Here is a 17,620-nt window from a genome sequence, read left to right as displayed (position 1 = left end):
ATTAGAATTTGAATGTTTAAACCACTTAGAGTTTTCTAAGTGGTTTTTTGTAACTTTATTTCTAGGGTATCGTCTCACTATAAACAACCAATCTTAAAACACATGAAATCAAAATTTTCTTTCTTAATTCTAGCATTAAGCTTTCTTTTTACGACAACCTTACAAGCACAAGATTTAACCCAGCAATTCGATGAAATTGTTTCAAAATATTATCAATCAGATATGCCAGGAGCTACAATTTTAGTAGCAAAAAATGGCAAAGCAATTTATAGAAAGGCTGTTGGTAAAGCCGACTTAGAACTTAACGTCGATATGATTCCCGAAAATGTGTTTATGTTGGCGTCCATAACCAAACAGTTTACTGCCATTGCCATTTTAATGTTAGAAGAACAAGGTAAACTCAGCTTAGATGATCCTATTACCAAATTTATCCCAGATTATCCCATAAACGGTAAAAATATAACGATTCATCATTTGCTCAACCATACGTCGGGCATAAAGAGCTACACAGGCATTGGAAATTTAGTAGAGGTGGCTCGTGTGGATAAAACCTTGGATGAGTTAATCGATTATTTTAAAAATGAGCCTATGGACTTTGATCCTGGCGAAGCATATCGCTATAACAATTCTGGTTACGTACTTCTTGGAAAAATCATCGAAGTAGTTTCTAAAGACACTTACGAAAACTTTATTGAAAACACCATTTTTAAGCCACTCAATATGACCAACAGCTATTATGGCAGCAACAAAAAATTAATAAAAAACAGAGTCAACCCATACGAGGAAAACGAATCTGGCTACGTCAATGCCAATTACCTTAGTATGACTTTACCACATGCTGCAGGCTCTCTCATGTCTTCAATAGACGATATGCTAAAATGGCAAAACGCGCTAGCCAATAATACATTGATAAAAGCGTCCTCTCTAGAAAAGGCCATAAATGGTTCTACACTCAACGATGGTGAACATATAGATTATGGCTATGGTTTAAGTGAAATGAGCTTCAGAGGTTCTAAAGGCTATTCACATAGCGGAGGTATCTTTGGTACGTCAACTAATGGTATCTATTTAATTGATGAAGATGTTTATGTTATCGGACTCAGTAATTGCAGTTGTAATAATATTGGAGATGTTACACAAAAGCTTGCTGCCACTGCCATAGGAAAACCTTTTCCGACCATGAAAGATGTTGTGAAACTTTCTGAAGACCAACTAAAGCAATGGGTAGGTGCTTACGAATTTGAAGATGGTGCAATACGACATATTTTTATAGAAGATGGCCAACTAAAAAGTATGCGAGAATCTGAAACAAATACCGTTTTTGATATTTTCCCATTGTCAGAAAACCGCTTTATGTTTAAAGAAGGTACTACGGAGTATAAATTTTCTAGATCTGCCGATGGCAAACGCCAAGCTATTTTTATAACCGATTCGGAAAATGTGGGAAATGAAGTTGAAAAATCAATGCCTGAAGCCCGAAAAGAGATGACATTATCCAATGATATTCTAAAACACTATGCAGGAAAATATGAATTGGGGCCTAATTTCTATGTCGAAGTTACCGTAGAAGGCAATCAAATTTTTGGGCAAGCTACAGGTCAGGGAAAATTCGAGATTTTTGCCGAAAATGAAACGACATTCTTTGCAAAAGTTACGGCGTTAAAAGTGAAATTTAATAAAGGTAAATCTGGTGAAGTGGAAAGCTTTACTTTGTACCAAGGAGGTGCAGAAACTATAGCTAAAAAAATAGAATAGATTTACGTAACAGCACTAAATATAAGCCACCTGAAATGTTCAAGGTGGTTTTTCTTATATAAAAGAACAGATAAACCTTTTTAAATATCTAATATCGAATTTAATCGCTTTGCTTAAAAGCTTTTACGTAATTTAAACATAATAATAAACTTTAAAGTGCGTTCCGATAATTCTAAGATAAAAGAGATTTTTAAAGATCTTGTCTTTACAGATGAAGAAATAAAACTTATTGAATCTGTTTTTCATAAAATCAATGTTAAAAGGGGAACCATCTTACTCAATGCAGGCGAAAGTGTTAACGAGCAGTACTATATTTTAGAGGGTTGCTTAAGGTCATTTCATATCGATCCAAATGGTAAGGAATATACGGTTCAATTTGGCATTAAGGATTGGTGGATAAGTGATTATACGGCGTTTTTTTCATCATCAAAAGCCATAATGAGCATAGAGGTTATACAAGATGCCATTATTTATAAAATCACTGAACAAGACAAAGAGCTTTTGTATGCAAAAATCCCAAAAATAGAACACTTTTTTAGAGTAAAGCTCGAAAAAGCTTTTGCTTCATTTCAAAAACGGATTTTATCTAACCTATCTCAAACCGCTAAGGAACGTTATCTAGATTTTGTTAAAACTTATCCTAACATAGAAAAAAACGTTAAGAACTACCACATAGCTTCATATTTGGGCATTACTACAGAAAGCCTCAGCAGAATAAGAAAAGCCTTATTAAGTAGCTAAATTTCTTATCATACATCAATTTTTGATTGTTATAATAACTCTAATTTTGTACTCCTAACAAGATTAATTTAAGTTATCCCTAAGAATTAATAGCTAAATAGCGCAAGTTGAATAAACTTGCGCTTTTTTTCACATCATTCACTAAGGCATTTTAAACTTTTGAAAATAATTTGAATAGCTATCGGTCAAGAAAATGATGCGGAATACAAAAGCATTTTACAATTGACTGTTTTCAACTACCTTTACTGCAAGAAATAGCCCAAATGTTGCAAAAAAAGAAAGCACACCCTAAAATAAAATCCCAACTTCATTCCAGAAGTCAACATAGAACACGTTATAACTTTGAAGCACTCATTAAGAGTTCTCCAGAATTAAAACGCTTTGTGTCACCAAACAAATATGGGGACGATTCGGTTGATTTTTTTAATCCTGATGCCGTACTGGCTTTAAATAAAGCACTCCTAAAATATCATTACAGTCTTGAATTTTGGCAAATACCAAAGCATTATTTATGCCCTCCAATTCCAGGTCGTGCTGACTATATTCACTATATCGCTGACGTATTACAAGGAAGTCTCAAAGACATTCCAAGAGGCAGTAAAATTAGAGGTTTAGATATTGGCGTTGGTGCCAATTGCATCTACCCTATTATTGGAAATCATGAATATGGTTGGTCGTTTATAGGAAGTGACACGGATGAAAACGCTATTGCTTCAGCTAAAAATATTATTGAGAATAATTTTAGCTTAAAGTCTCACGTAGATATTAGGCATCAAAAACATTCCGGTTCTTTTTTCAAAAATATTCTTAAACCCAATGAATATATAGATTTTACGATTTGTAATCCACCTTTTCATGCATCTAGAGAAGAAGCTCAAAAAGCAAATTTAAGAAAACTCAAAAACCTAAAAGGAAAAACCAAAGTAACACCAAAACTTAACTTTGGCGGACAGCACAATGAGCTTTGGGCCAAAGGTGGTGAAGCTCGTTTTGTAAAGGATATGATTTATGAGAGCCGCCATTTTGGCAAGCAATGTCTTTGGTTTACAAGTCTTATTTCAAAAGAAACAACCCTAAAGCCGACATATAAGATTTTACAAAATATAAGAGCAAAAGATGTAAAAACTATTGAAATGGGACAAGGCCAAAAAGTAAGTAGGTTTATTGCATGGACGTTTTTGTCACCACAACAACAAAAAGACTGGCGTAAACAACGTTGGTAAATTATTATTCTACCTTTGTTTCAAATTCTTGTAAATGTCATTTAAAGACTTAAAACTTATAAAACCTTTATTAAAAGCTATTGAAGCTTCTGGTTATACCGAACCTACTTTGGTACAGCAAAAAGCAATTCCTCCAATACTAGATAAAAAAGATGTTATCGTTTCCGCACAAACGGGAACAGGTAAAACCGCAGCTTTTGCCATGCCAATTTTACAGCTATTGTTTGACAAGCAAGATGCGCCAAGACGCGGTAAAAAAATTAAAGCTTTGATCATAAGCCCTACGCGAGAACTGGCATCACAGATTCAACAGAATTTTAAAACGTATTCACAATTTTCTAACCTAAGAACTTTTGTGATTTTTGGTGGCACTTCCATAGAACCACAAATCGATGTCTTAAAAAAAGGAGTCGATATATTAGTTGCCACTCCTGGTCGTTTGCTAGATCTACATAAGCAAGATTATATCAATTTAGACTACATAGAAACTTTAGTTTTAGACGAAGCTGATTTAATGTTGGCCATGGGCTTTATTGACGATGTAAAAAAGATAGAACGTCTTTGTCCCGAAAATAAACAGACCTTATTGTTTTCTGCGACGATTCCTTATAAAATTGAACAGTTGGCCATTACCATCCTTAAAGACCCTGAACGTATTGATGTAACTCCAACCAAATCCGTTGCTAAAGATGTGAGTCAGGTGCTTTATTATGTACCTAAACGTAATAAAATAGAATTGTGCTTGCACTTAATACGAAACACCATAAAAGGCAATGTACTCATTTTTAGACGTACAAAATTCGGCGTTAATAAACTAGAGCAGACCTTACTTAAAAACGGCTATAAGGTAGATAGTATTCATGGAGACAAAAACCAAAGTGATCGGCAAACAGCTCTAAATAAGTTTAAAAATGGATATGTAAAAATCCTTATTGCTACAGATGTTGCTGCTCGTGGTATTGACATTAATGAGCTCGATAACGTGTTTAATTTTGACATGCCCAACGTTGCCGAAACCTATGTACATAGGATAGGAAGAACTGGTCGTGCCGGTCATATCGGTAAAGCTTATGCTATATGCTCAGCAGACGAAAAAAATTATGTAAAAACCATAGAGCAGTATATTAATGTGCAAATCCCTGTTGAGACCGAACATCCTTATCCTTTAGATCCAAAAGCGAAGCCTATAGTGCATAAAAAGAAAGGTAGCAAATATAAAAAAGGTCGTAAAAGTACTGCTTCTAAGAAGAAGAAAAAGCGGTGGTATTGATATTTTCAATGACTAAATCCTTGGATTGTTAGATGGTTTAGAATACAAAAATTGTCAAAAACCGGTACTAATTATATTATTACATTGAACGCAGTCGAAATGTATTTAAATTCGCAACACAAAGGTTTTCGACTGCGTAGAAATATTTTACTATTTACCTACTTACTCAAATTTCATCTCAAAAAGTAGATAGTGTTTAATCCCGTATTCCTCACCCCATTTCTCAATATCATCTCCAGAAGATCCGACTTGACACCATGATTTTGAGCCATCCTCTCTTTCGTATGGCAAGATGTAAGCCAGCAGATAGAATGCTTTATTATAACCAATTTCTAAGTCGCTTTCATCCGCTAAATTTCTTAAACTGTAATCGTCAGATTTAATGGCATCGAACTTTTTTGTAATACCAAACCTCGGGAATTTAAAAGTCATTTTTAACTGATTATCAGATGTCAATTTTGAAATGACTTTAAAACTTAACACTGAATCATTTATAGTTTCAAACTGTTTTACTCCCAACGTTTTACTATCTACTACTACCGATTCAGATTTCACTTTTCCATTCCAAATTTCTTTTACGGTAAGTTTATAGCTTTTACCCTTTAATTTTTCATCAGAGAATTTTAGCTTTAGGTAATCTATGCCTTCAAAACTTAAAATATCGCTTATCTCTTCGTTATTAGAGGCATATTCTGTCTCCATTTTTAAACCTAATGGATTATTAAAATCCACTTGTGTTTCTTGTGCCTCTGTTACTCCACAGCAAATAAATGCAAAAATAAATAATTTTAATACCTTCATAATTTAGTCTTTGTTTATTGTTTTGATTGCGTCGTTATGTGAGTAAATAATACCATTTACAATATCAAAGAAGATGTGACCTGAGAAATCTTCTTCAGGTTTTGATGGCTTAGACATCAGTAAATTTCTCGTTTTGCTTTTGGGCTGCATCGTTATTTCTGTTGCATCATCACCAAGTAGATTTCGGGTATTGTAACCTACAACCTCTAAACTGTGATTGACATATGGTGAAAAGAAGTGAATTTTAGAATATTCGGAACGCAGATCAAAACGTTCAAAATTATTAGACCAATTATAGAAAAAATATTCGCTATTAAAATCTATAATTTTATTATTTTCCCCTATTTCCCCTATTTCAACTTTTGTAAATTCTGTATTTATAAATGAATTACTTAAACGACCTATTCTAACCTCTTTTGCATTAGCAAAATCATATTTTCCATTTAAGACAGTTTCTGCATTAAAATAACCATTGTCTACATCAAAAACATTCATGGGGTTACCGATTTTTTTAAATCTTAATCTGGTGTTTCTAATATTCATGGTTGCACGATTATAAAAATCATCCATAAAAACTAAATTTGAATTCTCTAAAGTGGCTCTAACATGAATATCTTTTGGGATTTTTATAACCATTTTAGATATTATAATATTACTTGTATTCTTATTCCATCTCTCAACTTGACGCGGTTTTATATTTAGTACCTTTCGTATTTTATTTCTACGGGTTAACTCTGACAATTTTATGTCTTGCAGAACAGAATCTATCGATTTTCTATGGATTGGCTTTTGAATAGAATCGCTACCTGTAATCTTTTCACCTAAACGACCTATAACCAGTTCTTCATAGTTATAAAACCTATCACCGATATTACTTCTAACTTTAGAAGAATAGTTTATTTTATTACCTTCCTTTTTTCCTGAAACTATTAGGTGTTTTAACTGTCTTTCTTTTATTTTTTTTCTAACATTTTTAAACTTTATTGTGTACTCAATATATACGTTATCATCTGGTGACTCTAGTACCTGAGCTGTAGTATTCTTTAAATTTAATACTAAAGTCGTATTATCATTTGTAGTGAAATTCTCTTTGTAAATGGTGTGTATTTCGTCCATCTCAATAGTAGATGACTTTTGAGCATAAACTATCGTTGATATGATTAGCACCAACAATGAGAGTTTAAATTGATTTTTCATACTGTTCGCTTTTTTGATTTAATATTTTAATATGTTCTTGTATATCTCTTAATATCTGAAGCCGAGTTTGTAAATTATCAACTAGGGCTTCTATGACTAAAATATTATTAGTGTCGTTCTTAAACTGTATAGAAATCTCTTTGTAATCGCTATCTAATTCGTCTAGTTTTTTCTTAAACCTAGCCACTAGCACTTCATCATTTGCAATAGATAAAAAGTTTTTCCATTCTTTTTCAATGTCTTCTAAATACTCAGCTTCCACAGCTTCTATCTGTGCAATCATAGGCGAAACATTTTCTTCAGTTGGCTTATTATAGAAAACACTAATACCTACGGTCAATGCAAAAACAACTATCGCTGCAATGCGTAACCAAAAGAATGAATTTGATTTCTTCTTTGGTTGGTTCTCTAATTTATCTAAAAACTCAACTCTATGATTTACCGGAGGTATTTTTAAATCCTCTCCTTGCTTAAATAAATCTCTAATATCTTGCTTCATTGTACTTAGGCTTTAATAGGTCTCTTAATGTGGCTTTTCCTCTACTGAGATGTGTTCTTGAAGTTTTGATTGGTATATTCAAAATTTCTGAAATCTCTATATGATCATAGCCTTCAATGAGATAAAGTTGTACTACAATTTTGTGTTTTGCTTGTAGCTGATCAATGGCTTTGAGTATGTCTGTTTTAGTAATTGAAGTTTCAAAATTCCAATTGTTATCTTCTATTAGTTCTAAGTCTTCAACCTCAGCATCACTAAATTTTAACTTCTGCTTTTTTAAAACGTCTAAACATTGATTGATAACTATACGTTTTAACCAAGCACCAAAGGTTGCGTTTGGCTTATAACTTTCAATATTTGTAAATGCTTTGAGAAAACCTTCTTGCATGGCATCCTTTGCACTTTCTTCATCATTTAAATATCTATAGGCTATAGTGAACATGGCTTTACAATAGTTATCATAAACCTGCATTTGAGCAACTTGATTTCCTTTCTTACAGGCTTGTATTAATAAACTATCGATTTGGTTTTGCATAAAGGTTAGTCAGTCTCTTTGTATTTAAAAACGAAGAAAAATGATAAGGGTTTCAAAATTTGAATAAAAAAGTTGAAATTAACGGAATATGAGTAAATTTAGAGTAAATTAATCCTACCAACTAAAAAAAGATGAGTCAAGATTATAATAATCCTGCATTTAAAAAACTACTACAAAAACTACAGGAGGAAAGCTGGCAATTAGAATTACTGATCTCTGGTTTCGCCATTTTTGGTTTGTTTACTGCGTATCCGCATATAAAAATTGCAGTCACTGCAGCTCAAAACGACCAAAAACTATACTTATGGATTGTGCTAACTGTAGTATTAATTTCTTGCGCTATTCTTATCTTTAATTTATTGCTACATGTGGTGTTGAGAGGTCTTTGGATTGGCGCTTTGGGTTTGCGATATGTGTCTGGAGATATTGATTATGATGAGCTTAACTACAGTCCTAAATTCACCGATTACCTTAAAAGAAAAGTAGGCTCGTTTGACAAGTATATTGGTAAATTAGAGAACTACTGTAGTGTAATTTTTGCCATTTCGTTTTTACTAATTTTCTATGTGCTCGCCTTTACATTAACCATTATTGGTATTGTAATGGTAATAAAACTATTTTTAGATAATGACAATATCAATGATACACTCGGGCAATGGATTGGTATTCCATTGGTGCTCTTTATAGTTGTTGGCTCCTTACTCACTTTTATTGATTTTGTAACACTTGGTTGGCTGAAGAAGAAGAAATGGATAAGTAAAATTTACTTTCCAATGTATTGGGTATTTACCAAAATTACCTTAGCCTTTTTATACAGACCTTTAGTCTATAACTTTTTAGATAATAGATTTGGAAGACGTATTAGTTTGGCTCTTGTTCCTATATATATTTTAATTCTTGTACTAACGACATTGAATTACAGGTCTTCAAATTATTTTGAAACTGGTGTAAGTTCTAACGAAGTTGTTGCCAATAGTAAAAATTATGAAGCCTTACTTGGCGAAGGTGATTTTATTGAAGATGTAGCTATTGGCACAAAGGTGATTACAGATCATCATATAAAAGTGTTTATGGTTATGGACGAAGATTTTGATGACTACGTATTTACCTTCAACAAAAATTTAAAAACGAGCAAAGATAATAGAGGCTTAAATTCTAACCTGTTTTACGACTCTAGCTTTAATTGGCGCAAAAGAGATAGTTTACGAAAAGCCTATTTAAAAACTCTAAACGACGTGTTTACGGTAAGAATAGATTCTGTAGATTATAAAAATGAGTTTGTTTTTACCGAAAGTCTTAAAAAACAAATGGGTTTTGAAACCTTTGTTGGCATTAAAGATTTAAAACCTGGCAAACATTTACTTAAAGTACTTAGAAAACGGATTAGAAAAAAAGATACGCAACAAATCTATCACTCTAGAATACCTTTTTGGTACTATCCTAATTAATAAGACAACCTATTATTATAATACTGTTTTAGTAAAGGAATCTGGATATTCACCATAATAGCGAACAATACCATAGCGTACATTAAAATACTAGAAAAATTAAAGGATAATCCCTCAAATAAACTTAATGAAACATCAGGTAGATCATAGCGTTCTGATAAACTTATAGTACTACTGGTTGGTTGCTTAAAAAGAACATATGTAATCAATGCTGCAAAACCTGAAACAATCAACCACCAAACATATTTAGGAATTAAAGGCTTATAAACTGTAATTTCAGAGTGACTCAAAGCTTCAACCTTAGACATTACTTTGTCCGTAAAATCGAAGGAAGGTTTATCGAGCCTATCGGCAGACATTAGCTTGTCTATTACTGCTTCTATTTTTTTATCGTCCTGTTTCATAATTCACTCTGTTTTGCGGTTGTAAATGGTGTTCTAAAATAACAGCTAGTTTTTTTCGAGCTCTAAAAAGCTTCACTTTTACTGTATTGGCTTCAATATTAATAATCTTGGATATTTCATCTAAAGATAGTTCTTCAAAATAAAACAACGTTAATATAACACTGCTATCTTCAGGTAATTTATCAATACAATTTTTTATTAAAACACTTTTTTCTTCTTTAATAATATGATCTAAAGCGTTATCTATAGTATCTAATTTATTGAACGTAAATTCATCTATTGCCACATTGTTTAAATATTTTTTGTTCTTTTTAATGTTGTCTAAACAAGTGTTATATGCCACTCTATATATCCAAGTAGAAAATTTAGAATCTCCCTTAAACTTGTGCAACGATTTAAACACCTTTATAAATGTATCTTGCGCTACTTCTTCTGCCTCTTCCTTATGCTTTAGCATTCGTAACGCTAATGTATACACCAAATCCTTATAACGATCCACCAGTTGCGCATAAGCTCTAGTATCGCCATTATTAATAGCATCTATTAATATATTTTCGTCGTTGGTGGTCATTTTTATTTAAGACGACATTAAATGTTATAAGGTTACACAATCTGATAAAAATTATTTTTTTTTGAAAAAAGTGTAACCTAAATTAAAAACTCATCGTCATAAGCTGTGAACAAATAAAATTAATCAATTAAAAAACAACTATTATGGATGCAGAATTTTTAATACCAATTAGTCTCTTTGCTGCAATTTTTGGAATGGTATATTTATACTTCTCAACAAGAAACAAAGAGCGTTTAGCCTTAATCGAAAAAGGTGCTGATGCAAGTATATTTAATATAGGCAAACGTGCAGGTTCCTCATGGAAAGTCATTGTTTTAAACTTAGCATTTCTTCTTATGGGAATTGGCCTTGGGGTATTTATTGCCAATATTTTAGACACATACACAGGTCTAGACGAGGAAGCTGTTTATCCCGCAATGATATTCTTTATGGCTGGTGTAGGACTTTATATTGGCTTTACACAAACAAGAAAAGCTTTAAATGACTGATGCATCAAGATAATCAATCAAAATAGCAAAGCGTCTCAGAAATGAGGCGTTTTTTTATGGCATAAATAATGTAGTTATAAAATAATTTGTCATGCTGAATTTATTTCAGCATCTTTAGTTTTATTAATTCTTTTGATTATAGACCTTGAAACAAGTTCAGAATGACAAAAGTTATGATTTTTGAACGATTGAAGCATACTTAGTAAAATGAAAAAAATTCTATACCTACTGCTATTTAGTCAAATAAGCATTGCACAAATCACAGTTATAGATAGTATTACAAAATATCCTGTAAGCTATGCAACCGTATCATTTGGCAATGGCAATGGTATTTTTGCCGATGATGAAGGCAAATTTGTCTTTACAAAAAAGCTGTACCCAGATATTGATTCGCTATACATTTCGGCTTTAGGGTTTAAAAATTTGAATATCTCTACCGAAAATATTCCCAAACAGCTCCTAATGCAAGCCCAAGCCGATGAATTAGATGAGATTGTTATCGATACAAAATTGAACAGAAAATTTGAAGAAGAAACCTTAAAACCCTATCTCGATGACGATTATTACAAATGCTGGTTACCAACCATAGAATCTGAAATTGCAGTTTATTTTCCTAAAACAAAAACTGAGGATCAAAAGTTAACTTCTGTTATTTTTCCCATTGCTCTAGAATCTAAAGATTGGAACAAACGCAAACGCTCCAATAGCGACAAGAAAAAATTCTCAACCTTATTTAAGGTAAAGTTTTATGCCAATGATGAAGGAGTTCCAGGAAAAGTATTAACCTATAAAACCATTGTTTTTAGAGCAACAGAAAAAAATGGAGATGCTTATGAATTGAGCGTGGAAGATTATGGCATTTATATTCCAAAGGATGGTTTTTTTGTATCACTGCAAGTTATGGGCTACACTGATAAAGCTGGTAAATTACTGCCCAATAAAAAATACAAAGAGATAAAAACCAAAAATGGTATAGTTAAAATTCCCACTAATTTTAGACCATTACTTCCTTTTACAGATAGAGTAAAAAACAAAAACACCTATATAAAACGTGTATTTATTAATGGTAACAATTGGGTAAAGTTTGATAAAGGCAATGGCTTTAAATCGAGCTTATTAGATAAAAATCTTCACAATTACGGCATTGGCCTAACCTATAAAACTTTTAAAAATGAATGAGCCTATCGGACTCTATATCATGGCCATTGTGTATATCTTAGCAGGTATTATGCATTTTATTAAACCTAAGATGTATATGCGTATTATGCCAAAATATTTACCAAACCATAAGGCTTTAGTCTATTTGAGCGGTATTGCAGAAGTACTATTAGGAATCGGATTGTGTATTCCTGTTTTAAAAGTGGTTTCAATTTATGGAATCATCATTATGCTTATCGTGTTTCTTCTTATACATTTTTATATGTTATCTGGTGAAAAGGCTTCTGCTGGCATCCCAAAATGGATATTGATTTTACGTATTCCTCTTCAATTTTTTTTAATGTATTGGGCTTGGGTTTATTTGAATTAATAGAAAATGGATATTAGAAAACATTGTCAACTTTGTAATCACCAAATAGTAGATTTTAAGACGGGTACTATATGTGGTATTACAGAACGAAAACCGGATTTTGTAAATAAATGCGTCAACGCCAAGTTTGATGAAAAGCTAGAATCAAAAATTGAAGCTGTTAATGTTGAATACGAAAATATAATAAAGACAAAATGGCTTATCTATGCCAATTTTGTTGTTTTTCTATTTATAGCAGTTGCAGTAATTTTAGCTGGTTATTTTCTAGCACAATATTTATTAAAATTTAGAGTTATTGCAGCAGCTCCATTTATTATTTCCTTAATAGGCTTATTATTTGTTATGCCATTAGCAACTGGGCCACTAAACACTTTTAGAAATGATCTGAAACTTGCCAAGGCAAAAAAAGAAAATGTCGATAAAGTTCTAGAGCTATATGGAGTCAAATATACCATTGATATATCTTTCGGAAAAAAATATCATGGAACGCAAGAAGTCTACACTGATTTAAAGATTAAGAAATAAACTACTCAATCTCAAAATCAAAATAAGTGTTAGCAAATGGTTCCCAACGCAACGTAAAATGCCACCATTCCTTAGGGTAATTTCTAAAATTATACTTTAACATAATACTTTTAAGTAAGTGCCTGTTCTTTTTTTGGTGTTCCTCTATATTTTCATAATCGACCCAAGATTCTTGGCCAAAAAAATCAAAAGGACTTCCCATATCCAGAGGCTCACCTGTTTCTCCACAAACTATAGTTAAATCTACAGTACTTCCCCTACTGTGGCCTGAGCGTGATGCAATATAACCCGCTTTAAACAAGTTCCGCTTGTTTACATTCGGATAAAATTGCTGCTTATTTATGGTGTCGTTTAAATCTTTGGCCCAACGTATAAAATGATTAACAGCACGTTGTGGTCGGTAGCCATCATAAACTTTTAGACATAAATTTTGCTGTTGCAGTTCATCTTGAATCAGTTTTAATTGTTCTGCTGTACCTTTGGTAACTATTAATCGGTTGATATTATAACCATCTATGGTATCGCCAACAAAATTATTAGAACTATAATACCGTAGCTCAACATCTAAATCTTCAATTATAGTATCAGCATATACAAAACCATCTGGTAATGTTTTTTTTTGAAGAAACCCGAACGAAACCGTTATAACAAAAAGTAGGTATGTGAGCGTTTTATAATTCATAACGAAGCACTAATTTAGACAAAAATTATACTATGGACTTGTTTTCAGCAGAGAAACAACATTTTCAGTTACCCAATGCAGAGCTGATCTATCTTCCCAGCTTCTTTAGCAAACAAGAATCCGATTTATATTTTAAAACGATTAATGCAGAAACCAACTGGCAACATGATGATATTACCGTTTTTGGAAAAACCTACAAACAACCAAGATTAACAGCACTTTTTGGCGAAACAAATCAGCCATACAGTTATTCAAACATTGTAATGTACCCTCAAACTTTCACACCAACATTATTATCCATAAAAAATAAGGTTGAACATTGTTCTGAACAAAAATTTAACACACTTCTAATCAATTTATATCGTGATGGTAATGACAGCAACGGCTGGCATGCCGATAATGAAAAAGAACTAGGTAAAAATCCCGTAATTGCTTCTGTTAGTTTTGGTGAGGAGCGTCTATTTCACTTTAAGCACAGAACTCAAAAAAAAACAGAGACATAAGCTCATATTAAAGCACGGAAGTTTATTACTTATGAAAGGCGAAATGCAACACCATTGGCTACATCAAATCGCAAAAACCAAAAAAAACATAAATCCTAGAATAAATCTAACCTTTAGAAAACTCATTCAAAGCGCATAAGAAATATACCTCATCAGAAATTTGGTAGCCAAACGTCATGGAAAACAAAAAACCGGGTTCCCTCAAACCCGGTTTCTCTAATTTGCTTTTTTTATTATGTAAGTAGATTTAGGGTCACTAAGTCAACACAACATAATGCAAATATTAATTAATTAATCCATTGAACTAAAAACTAAATTTTAGTACACTTCAAATATATAATTAGGTTTTAATATTAACGCTTAAAAACACTATTAATCGACAAAATACATATAAATTTAACATTTGAGAGTAAAATATTGCATTTCATCGATTAAATGCATATGATTTAAATTAGAAAATCGTATTTATGAATACTAAAACGGTATAAAACTTGTTTTTGAGTTAAAGATTCTTTTTAAGAACAACTAACTTTACACTTATAAATGCTAAAAATGAGACAATATATATCAACCTTGCTTCTTCTATTCTCTGTCTTCAGTTTTTGTCAAAAAAAAGCATACAGTGAAAATGAGGTTTCAGTGTCAAATTGGATTGATGGTACATTACTTACACCCAATGAAAATAAAAAACACACTTTAGCCATTATCATAGCTGGTTCGGGACCAACAAATCGAAACGGTAACCAAAACTTTCAAAAAAACAACTCACTAAAAAAATTAGCAGAAAGCCTTACCAATAACGGTGTAGCAACATTTAGATTTGACAAACGCATTGTAAAACAAATTCGTAAAGGCAAAGTCGATAAAAACTTAATGTTAGACGATTTTGTAAATGATGCTTCAGATGTAATTACCTACTTTAAAGAAAAAGATAACTATTCAAAAATATACGTTATAGGTCATAGCCAGGGAAGTTTAGTAGGTATGCTAGCCGCTAAAGATAAGGTTGATGGGTTCATATCGCTTGCAGGAGCAGGTCAAAACATAGGAGATGTTATTACCGATCAGGTTTCAAAAATGTCTCCTCAGCTGGGAGAGGAAGCTAAAAAGATAGTTGATAAATTAAAGCAAGGAGAAACCGTAAAGGATTATCCTTCAGCACTAGCATCTCTTTTTAATGAAGAGATCCAGCCATTTATGATCAATTGGATGCAATACAATCCTACAGAAGTTATTAAAGAACTTAAAATGCCTCTTCTGGTTGTAGTTGGCACAAATGATCTTCAAATTTCAGAAAATGACGCAAAGCTTTTAAAAGAAGCAAATGATAAAGCCAAACTCAAGATTATTGAAAACATGAATCACGTTCTTTTTGAAATAAAAGGAGATGATTTAGAAAACTCTAAATCTTATAATGAATCGTTCAGGCCTATTTCTTCAGAATTAATTGATAGCATTGTTAAATTTATTATAAATAATTCTTGAAAATTTGTGAACAATTAAAAAAGTATCGGGGCTAAAGATTATTCTTTATTTGTATTTTGCTAAAAATCCTATTTGAATATAGAAAATGAGTGATATAAAGAAGATATTTTTAGATAAGCTTAAAGATTTTTCAAAAGAACTGACCGAGTATGTTTCTGATAAGGTTGGAGGCTGGAAAGTTAAGGGTTTCATAGATACGGAAAAGAGTATTTACACAATATCTTCTGACACCAAAATAATCTCGAAAATTCTTGAAATCCAACTCTTCCCAAAATTTCGAGAATTCGCTGATCAAAATGGTTATGACATAGTTCTTGCCGAAATGCAAAATTGGTACCCAGATTTGTCGTTTGTAAGTAAAGAAAATCCAAAAATAAAATTTGCAGTTGATATAAAAACTACGTACCGATTAGAAGACTATGATGGGTTTTGTAACGGATTTACTTTGGGTTCTCACGGGGAGTATTTTAGAGAAAGAACAAGTGCAAAGAATATTCAGTTTCCTTACTCTGAATATACTTCCCATATTTGTTTGGGCATATTGTACACGAGAGCTTTATCAGCAGATATTGATGAAACAAGAATACTTCAATTAAACAAGTTAGATGAAATCACCTCTGTCATTAAAGACTTCGTTTTCTTTGCAGAAGAAAAATGGAAAATATCAAGTGATAAAAGTGGAAGTGGTAATACTGCTAACATAGGAAGTATCAGATTTATAGATGATATTCTAAAAGGAAATGGAGTATTTAAAAATCTTGGAGAAAAATGGTTTGATGAATATTGGATAGATCATGGAAAAATAGATCAAAAAGATGAAAAAGGTAAGCCTATATTAACACCCAAAGGAAAGATTAAGAAAATAACGAGCTTAAAAACTTACTTAAAGTATCGGGGAGAAGATATTTCTAAAATATATCCTGTTAGACCAAAAAGAAAAAATAAGAAAAAATGAAAACATTTGTCCCTCCGATAAAATCGCAAGGTATAAAAACTAAACTTGTAAATTGGATTTCTTCAAACGTAGAAAAGATAGAATTTGACCGTTGGGTTGAGCCATTTATGGGAACAGGTGTTGTTGCTTTTAATATTCGTCCCAAAAAAGCACTGTTATGTGATAGCAACCCTCATTTAATAAGCTTTTATAAAGCAGTTCAAAACAAAGAAATAACAAGTAGTATAGTAAGAAATTTTCTAAATGAAGAAGGCCAGAAACTTTTAGAGACGGAAGGAGAATATTATTATACTGTTCGTAATCGCTTTAACGAAAGAGGTAATCCGTTAGATTTCTTATTTTTAAGTCGCTCTTGCTTTAATGGAATGATGAGGTTTAATAAAAAAGGGGGATTTAATGTCCCATTTTGTAAAAAACCAAATCGTTTTGCTCAGGCATTGGTAACAAAAATAACTAATCAAGTAGAAAATATTTCTAAAATAATCGAGCATGGAGAATATGAGTTTAAACATCAAGATTTTAAAAAAACATTATCAGAATTAAAAAGTTCTGATTGTGTTTATTCTGATCCACCTTATATTGGAAGGCATGTTGACTATTTTGACAGTTGGACAGAAGAAGAAGAAATACTATTAAATAATGGATTAGAGGAATCAAACTGTAATTTCATTCTTTCAACTTGGCTAAGCAATAAGTATAGAACCAATGACTATATCTTTTCAGTTTGGCAAAACTGCTTTATAACTACAAAAGAGCATTTTTATTACGTAGGTGGTAAGGAAACTAATCGAAATGCAGTGTACGAAGCTCTTCTGTCAAATATTAAATTAAATGATAGTATTTCTAATTCCGAAATGAAATTTAGATTAGATAATAATATTTCTCAACTAACAACAAAAAAATATAAGTCAAGCACAAGCAAGCAGCTTCTATTAAAGCTAGAAGAAGAAAAACAAGAGTTTTTCTAAACAAAAAATAACATACTTACACACGTACGATATAATTAGAAA

General features: G+C 31.9%; 21 protein-coding genes. 14 read left to right on the top strand and 7 right to left on the bottom strand.

Annotation, left to right across the window (positions count from 1 at the left end):
* Positions 1-102: 102 nt before the first annotated feature.
* The 4 genes from KCG49_RS15305 (at position 103) to KCG49_RS15290 (ending at position 4,989) form a co-directional block, all read left to right on the top strand.
* Positions 103-1,755, top strand: a complete 1,653-nt coding sequence (locus KCG49_RS15305) for a serine hydrolase (RefSeq protein WP_218547752.1) — start codon at positions 103-105, stop codon at positions 1,753-1,755.
* A gap of 156 nt (positions 1,756-1,911) precedes the next feature.
* Positions 1,912-2,496, top strand: coding sequence for a Crp/Fnr family transcriptional regulator (locus KCG49_RS15300; protein ID WP_369680372.1), 585 nt, complete (start codon positions 1,912-1,914; stop codon positions 2,494-2,496).
* 263 nt (positions 2,497-2,759) lie between these two features.
* Positions 2,760-3,719, top strand: a complete 960-nt coding sequence (gene rlmF, locus KCG49_RS15295; protein ID WP_218547751.1) for a 23S rRNA (adenine(1618)-N(6))-methyltransferase RlmF — start codon at positions 2,760-2,762, stop codon at positions 3,717-3,719.
* A gap of 34 nt (positions 3,720-3,753) precedes the next feature.
* Positions 3,754-4,989, top strand: a complete 1,236-nt coding sequence (locus KCG49_RS15290; RefSeq protein WP_218547750.1) for a DEAD/DEAH box helicase — start codon at positions 3,754-3,756, stop codon at positions 4,987-4,989.
* Positions 4,990-5,151: 162 nt separating this feature from the next.
* On the opposite strand, the gene KCG49_RS15285 is transcribed toward KCG49_RS15290, so the two are convergent.
* Genes KCG49_RS15285 through KCG49_RS15270 form a run of 4 tightly spaced genes read right to left on the bottom strand, consistent with a single transcriptional unit; the run spans position 5,152 to position 8,021 of the window.
* The gene (locus KCG49_RS15285; protein WP_218547749.1) at positions 5,152-5,790 is read right to left on the bottom strand and encodes a hypothetical protein; all 639 of its coding nucleotides are present in this window, start codon (positions 5,788-5,790) and stop codon (positions 5,152-5,154) included.
* A 3-nt stretch (positions 5,791-5,793) separates the two neighbouring features.
* On the bottom strand, positions 5,794-6,987 hold the full coding sequence (locus KCG49_RS15280; protein ID WP_218547747.1) for a hypothetical protein: 1,194 nt from the start codon (positions 6,985-6,987) through the stop codon (positions 5,794-5,796).
* Positions 6,971-7,486, bottom strand: a complete 516-nt coding sequence (locus tag KCG49_RS15275) for a hypothetical protein (RefSeq protein ID WP_218547745.1) — start codon at positions 7,484-7,486, stop codon at positions 6,971-6,973. The genes KCG49_RS15280 and KCG49_RS15275 overlap by 17 nt, the downstream gene beginning before the upstream one ends.
* Positions 7,470-8,021 (bottom strand): RNA polymerase sigma factor, encoded by a 552-nt coding sequence (locus KCG49_RS15270; RefSeq protein ID WP_218547743.1) that lies wholly within the window; start codon positions 8,019-8,021, stop codon positions 7,470-7,472. The genes KCG49_RS15275 and KCG49_RS15270 overlap by 17 nt, the downstream gene beginning before the upstream one ends.
* Positions 8,022-8,152: 131 nt before the next feature.
* Here KCG49_RS15270 and KCG49_RS15265 point away from each other — a divergent pair, with 131 nt between their 5' ends.
* Entirely contained in the window at positions 8,153-9,469 is a 1,317-nt protein-coding gene (locus tag KCG49_RS15265) for a hypothetical protein (RefSeq protein ID WP_218547742.1), read from the top strand.
* Here KCG49_RS15265 and KCG49_RS15260 read toward each other — a convergent pair.
* Both KCG49_RS15260 and KCG49_RS15255 read right to left on the bottom strand, forming a co-directional pair.
* Positions 9,466-9,873, bottom strand: a complete 408-nt coding sequence (locus KCG49_RS15260; RefSeq protein ID WP_218547741.1) for a hypothetical protein — start codon at positions 9,871-9,873, stop codon at positions 9,466-9,468. The two genes, KCG49_RS15265 and KCG49_RS15260, sit on opposite strands and share 4 nt — an antisense overlap.
* Entirely contained in the window at positions 9,857-10,444 is a 588-nt protein-coding gene (locus KCG49_RS15255; RefSeq protein ID WP_218547740.1) for an RNA polymerase sigma factor, read from the bottom strand. The genes KCG49_RS15260 and KCG49_RS15255 overlap by 17 nt, the downstream gene beginning before the upstream one ends.
* 143 nt (positions 10,445-10,587) lie before the next feature.
* Here KCG49_RS15255 and KCG49_RS15250 point away from each other — a divergent pair, with 143 nt between their 5' ends.
* The 4 genes from KCG49_RS15250 to KCG49_RS15235 all read left to right on the top strand — a co-directional run bounded on the left by KCG49_RS15250 (position 10,588) and on the right by KCG49_RS15235 (position 12,985).
* On the top strand, positions 10,588-10,932 hold the full coding sequence (locus KCG49_RS15250; protein WP_218547739.1) for a DUF6249 domain-containing protein: 345 nt from the start codon (positions 10,588-10,590) through the stop codon (positions 10,930-10,932).
* A 207-nt stretch (positions 10,933-11,139) separates the two neighbouring features.
* Positions 11,140-12,111, top strand: coding sequence for a peptidase associated/transthyretin-like domain-containing protein (locus KCG49_RS15245; RefSeq protein ID WP_218547738.1), 972 nt, complete (start codon positions 11,140-11,142; stop codon positions 12,109-12,111).
* The gene (locus KCG49_RS15240) at positions 12,104-12,460 is read left to right on the top strand and encodes a DoxX family protein (RefSeq protein ID WP_218547737.1); all 357 of its coding nucleotides are present in this window, start codon (positions 12,104-12,106) and stop codon (positions 12,458-12,460) included. Before KCG49_RS15245 ends, KCG49_RS15240 begins: the two co-directional genes overlap by 8 nt.
* Before the next feature lie 6 nt (positions 12,461-12,466).
* The gene (locus KCG49_RS15235; RefSeq protein WP_218547736.1) at positions 12,467-12,985 is read left to right on the top strand and encodes a hypothetical protein; all 519 of its coding nucleotides are present in this window, start codon (positions 12,467-12,469) and stop codon (positions 12,983-12,985) included.
* Position 12,986: 1 nt separating this feature from the next.
* On the opposite strand, the gene KCG49_RS15230 is transcribed toward KCG49_RS15235, so the two are convergent.
* Positions 12,987-13,667 carry a M15 family metallopeptidase gene (locus KCG49_RS15230; protein ID WP_218547735.1) on the bottom strand — a complete coding sequence of 227 codons (681 nt, stop codon included), beginning with the start codon at positions 13,665-13,667 and terminating at the stop codon, positions 12,987-12,989.
* A gap of 32 nt (positions 13,668-13,699) precedes the next feature.
* On the opposite strand from KCG49_RS15230, the gene KCG49_RS15225 reads away from it, so the two are divergent.
* The 5 genes from KCG49_RS15225 to KCG49_RS15210 all read left to right on the top strand — a co-directional run bounded on the left by KCG49_RS15225 (position 13,700) and on the right by KCG49_RS15210 (position 17,578).
* The gene (locus KCG49_RS15225) at positions 13,700-14,170 is read left to right on the top strand and encodes an alpha-ketoglutarate-dependent dioxygenase AlkB family protein (RefSeq protein WP_369680371.1); all 471 of its coding nucleotides are present in this window, start codon (positions 13,700-13,702) and stop codon (positions 14,168-14,170) included.
* Positions 14,171-14,201: 31 nt separating this feature from the next.
* Entirely contained in the window at positions 14,202-14,309 is a 108-nt protein-coding gene (locus KCG49_RS16565) for a hypothetical protein (RefSeq protein ID WP_369680370.1), read from the top strand.
* A 500-nt stretch (positions 14,310-14,809) separates the two neighbouring features.
* Positions 14,810-15,655 (top strand): alpha/beta hydrolase family protein, encoded by an 846-nt coding sequence (locus KCG49_RS15220; RefSeq protein ID WP_369680369.1) that lies wholly within the window; start codon positions 14,810-14,812, stop codon positions 15,653-15,655.
* 85 nt (positions 15,656-15,740) lie between these two features.
* Positions 15,741-16,610: a type II restriction endonuclease gene (locus KCG49_RS15215; protein ID WP_218547731.1), complete on the top strand. Its 870-nt coding sequence runs from the start codon at positions 15,741-15,743 to the stop codon at positions 16,608-16,610.
* Entirely contained in the window at positions 16,607-17,578 is a 972-nt protein-coding gene (locus KCG49_RS15210; RefSeq protein ID WP_218547729.1) for a DNA adenine methylase, read from the top strand. Before KCG49_RS15215 ends, KCG49_RS15210 begins: the two co-directional genes overlap by 4 nt.
* The last annotated feature ends 42 nt before the right edge of the window (positions 17,579-17,620 follow it).

It is taken from the genome of Winogradskyella luteola (assembly GCF_019203985.1).
Taxonomy (GTDB): Bacteria; Bacteroidota; Bacteroidia; order Flavobacteriales; family Flavobacteriaceae; genus Winogradskyella; species Winogradskyella luteola.
This window is presented reverse-complemented; position numbering and strand designations above follow the sequence as displayed.

Bases quoted from the DNA above. Each gene is read 5' to 3' on its own strand.
- KCG49_RS15275 (WP_218547745.1), bottom strand. From the start codon at position 7,486: ATGAAGCAAGATATTAGAGATTTATTTAAGCAAGGAGAGGATTTAAAA.
- KCG49_RS15225 (WP_369680371.1), top strand. From the start codon at position 13,700: ATGGACTTGTTTTCAGCAGAGAAACAACATTTTCAGTTACCCAATGCA.
- KCG49_RS15245 (WP_218547738.1), top strand. From the start codon at position 11,140: ATGAAAAAAATTCTATACCTACTGCTATTTAGTCAAATAAGCATTGCA.
- KCG49_RS15260 (WP_218547741.1), bottom strand. From the start codon at position 9,873: ATGAAACAGGACGATAAAAAAATAGAAGCAGTAATAGACAAGCTAATG.
- KCG49_RS15240 (WP_218547737.1), top strand. From the start codon at position 12,104: ATGAATGAGCCTATCGGACTCTATATCATGGCCATTGTGTATATCTTA.
- KCG49_RS15235 (WP_218547736.1), top strand. From the start codon at position 12,467: ATGGATATTAGAAAACATTGTCAACTTTGTAATCACCAAATAGTAGAT.
- KCG49_RS15265 (WP_218547742.1), top strand. From the start codon at position 8,153: ATGAGTCAAGATTATAATAATCCTGCATTTAAAAAACTACTACAAAAA.
- KCG49_RS15285 (WP_218547749.1), bottom strand. From the start codon at position 5,790: ATGAAGGTATTAAAATTATTTATTTTTGCATTTATTTGCTGTGGAGTA.
- KCG49_RS15210 (WP_218547729.1), top strand. From the start codon at position 16,607: ATGAAAACATTTGTCCCTCCGATAAAATCGCAAGGTATAAAAACTAAA.
- KCG49_RS15290 (WP_218547750.1), top strand. From the start codon at position 3,754: ATGTCATTTAAAGACTTAAAACTTATAAAACCTTTATTAAAAGCTATT.
- KCG49_RS15280 (WP_218547747.1), bottom strand. From the start codon at position 6,987: ATGAAAAATCAATTTAAACTCTCATTGTTGGTGCTAATCATATCAACG.
- rlmF (WP_218547751.1), top strand. From the start codon at position 2,760: ATGTTGCAAAAAAAGAAAGCACACCCTAAAATAAAATCCCAACTTCAT.
- KCG49_RS15305 (WP_218547752.1), top strand. From the start codon at position 103: ATGAAATCAAAATTTTCTTTCTTAATTCTAGCATTAAGCTTTCTTTTT.
- KCG49_RS16565 (WP_369680370.1), top strand. From the start codon at position 14,202: ATGAAAGGCGAAATGCAACACCATTGGCTACATCAAATCGCAAAAACC.
- KCG49_RS15230 (WP_218547735.1), bottom strand. From the start codon at position 13,667: ATGAATTATAAAACGCTCACATACCTACTTTTTGTTATAACGGTTTCG.
- KCG49_RS15270 (WP_218547743.1), bottom strand. From the start codon at position 8,021: ATGCAAAACCAAATCGATAGTTTATTAATACAAGCCTGTAAGAAAGGA.
- KCG49_RS15255 (WP_218547740.1), bottom strand. From the start codon at position 10,444: ATGACCACCAACGACGAAAATATATTAATAGATGCTATTAATAATGGC.
- KCG49_RS15215 (WP_218547731.1), top strand. From the start codon at position 15,741: ATGAGTGATATAAAGAAGATATTTTTAGATAAGCTTAAAGATTTTTCA.
- KCG49_RS15250 (WP_218547739.1), top strand. From the start codon at position 10,588: ATGGATGCAGAATTTTTAATACCAATTAGTCTCTTTGCTGCAATTTTT.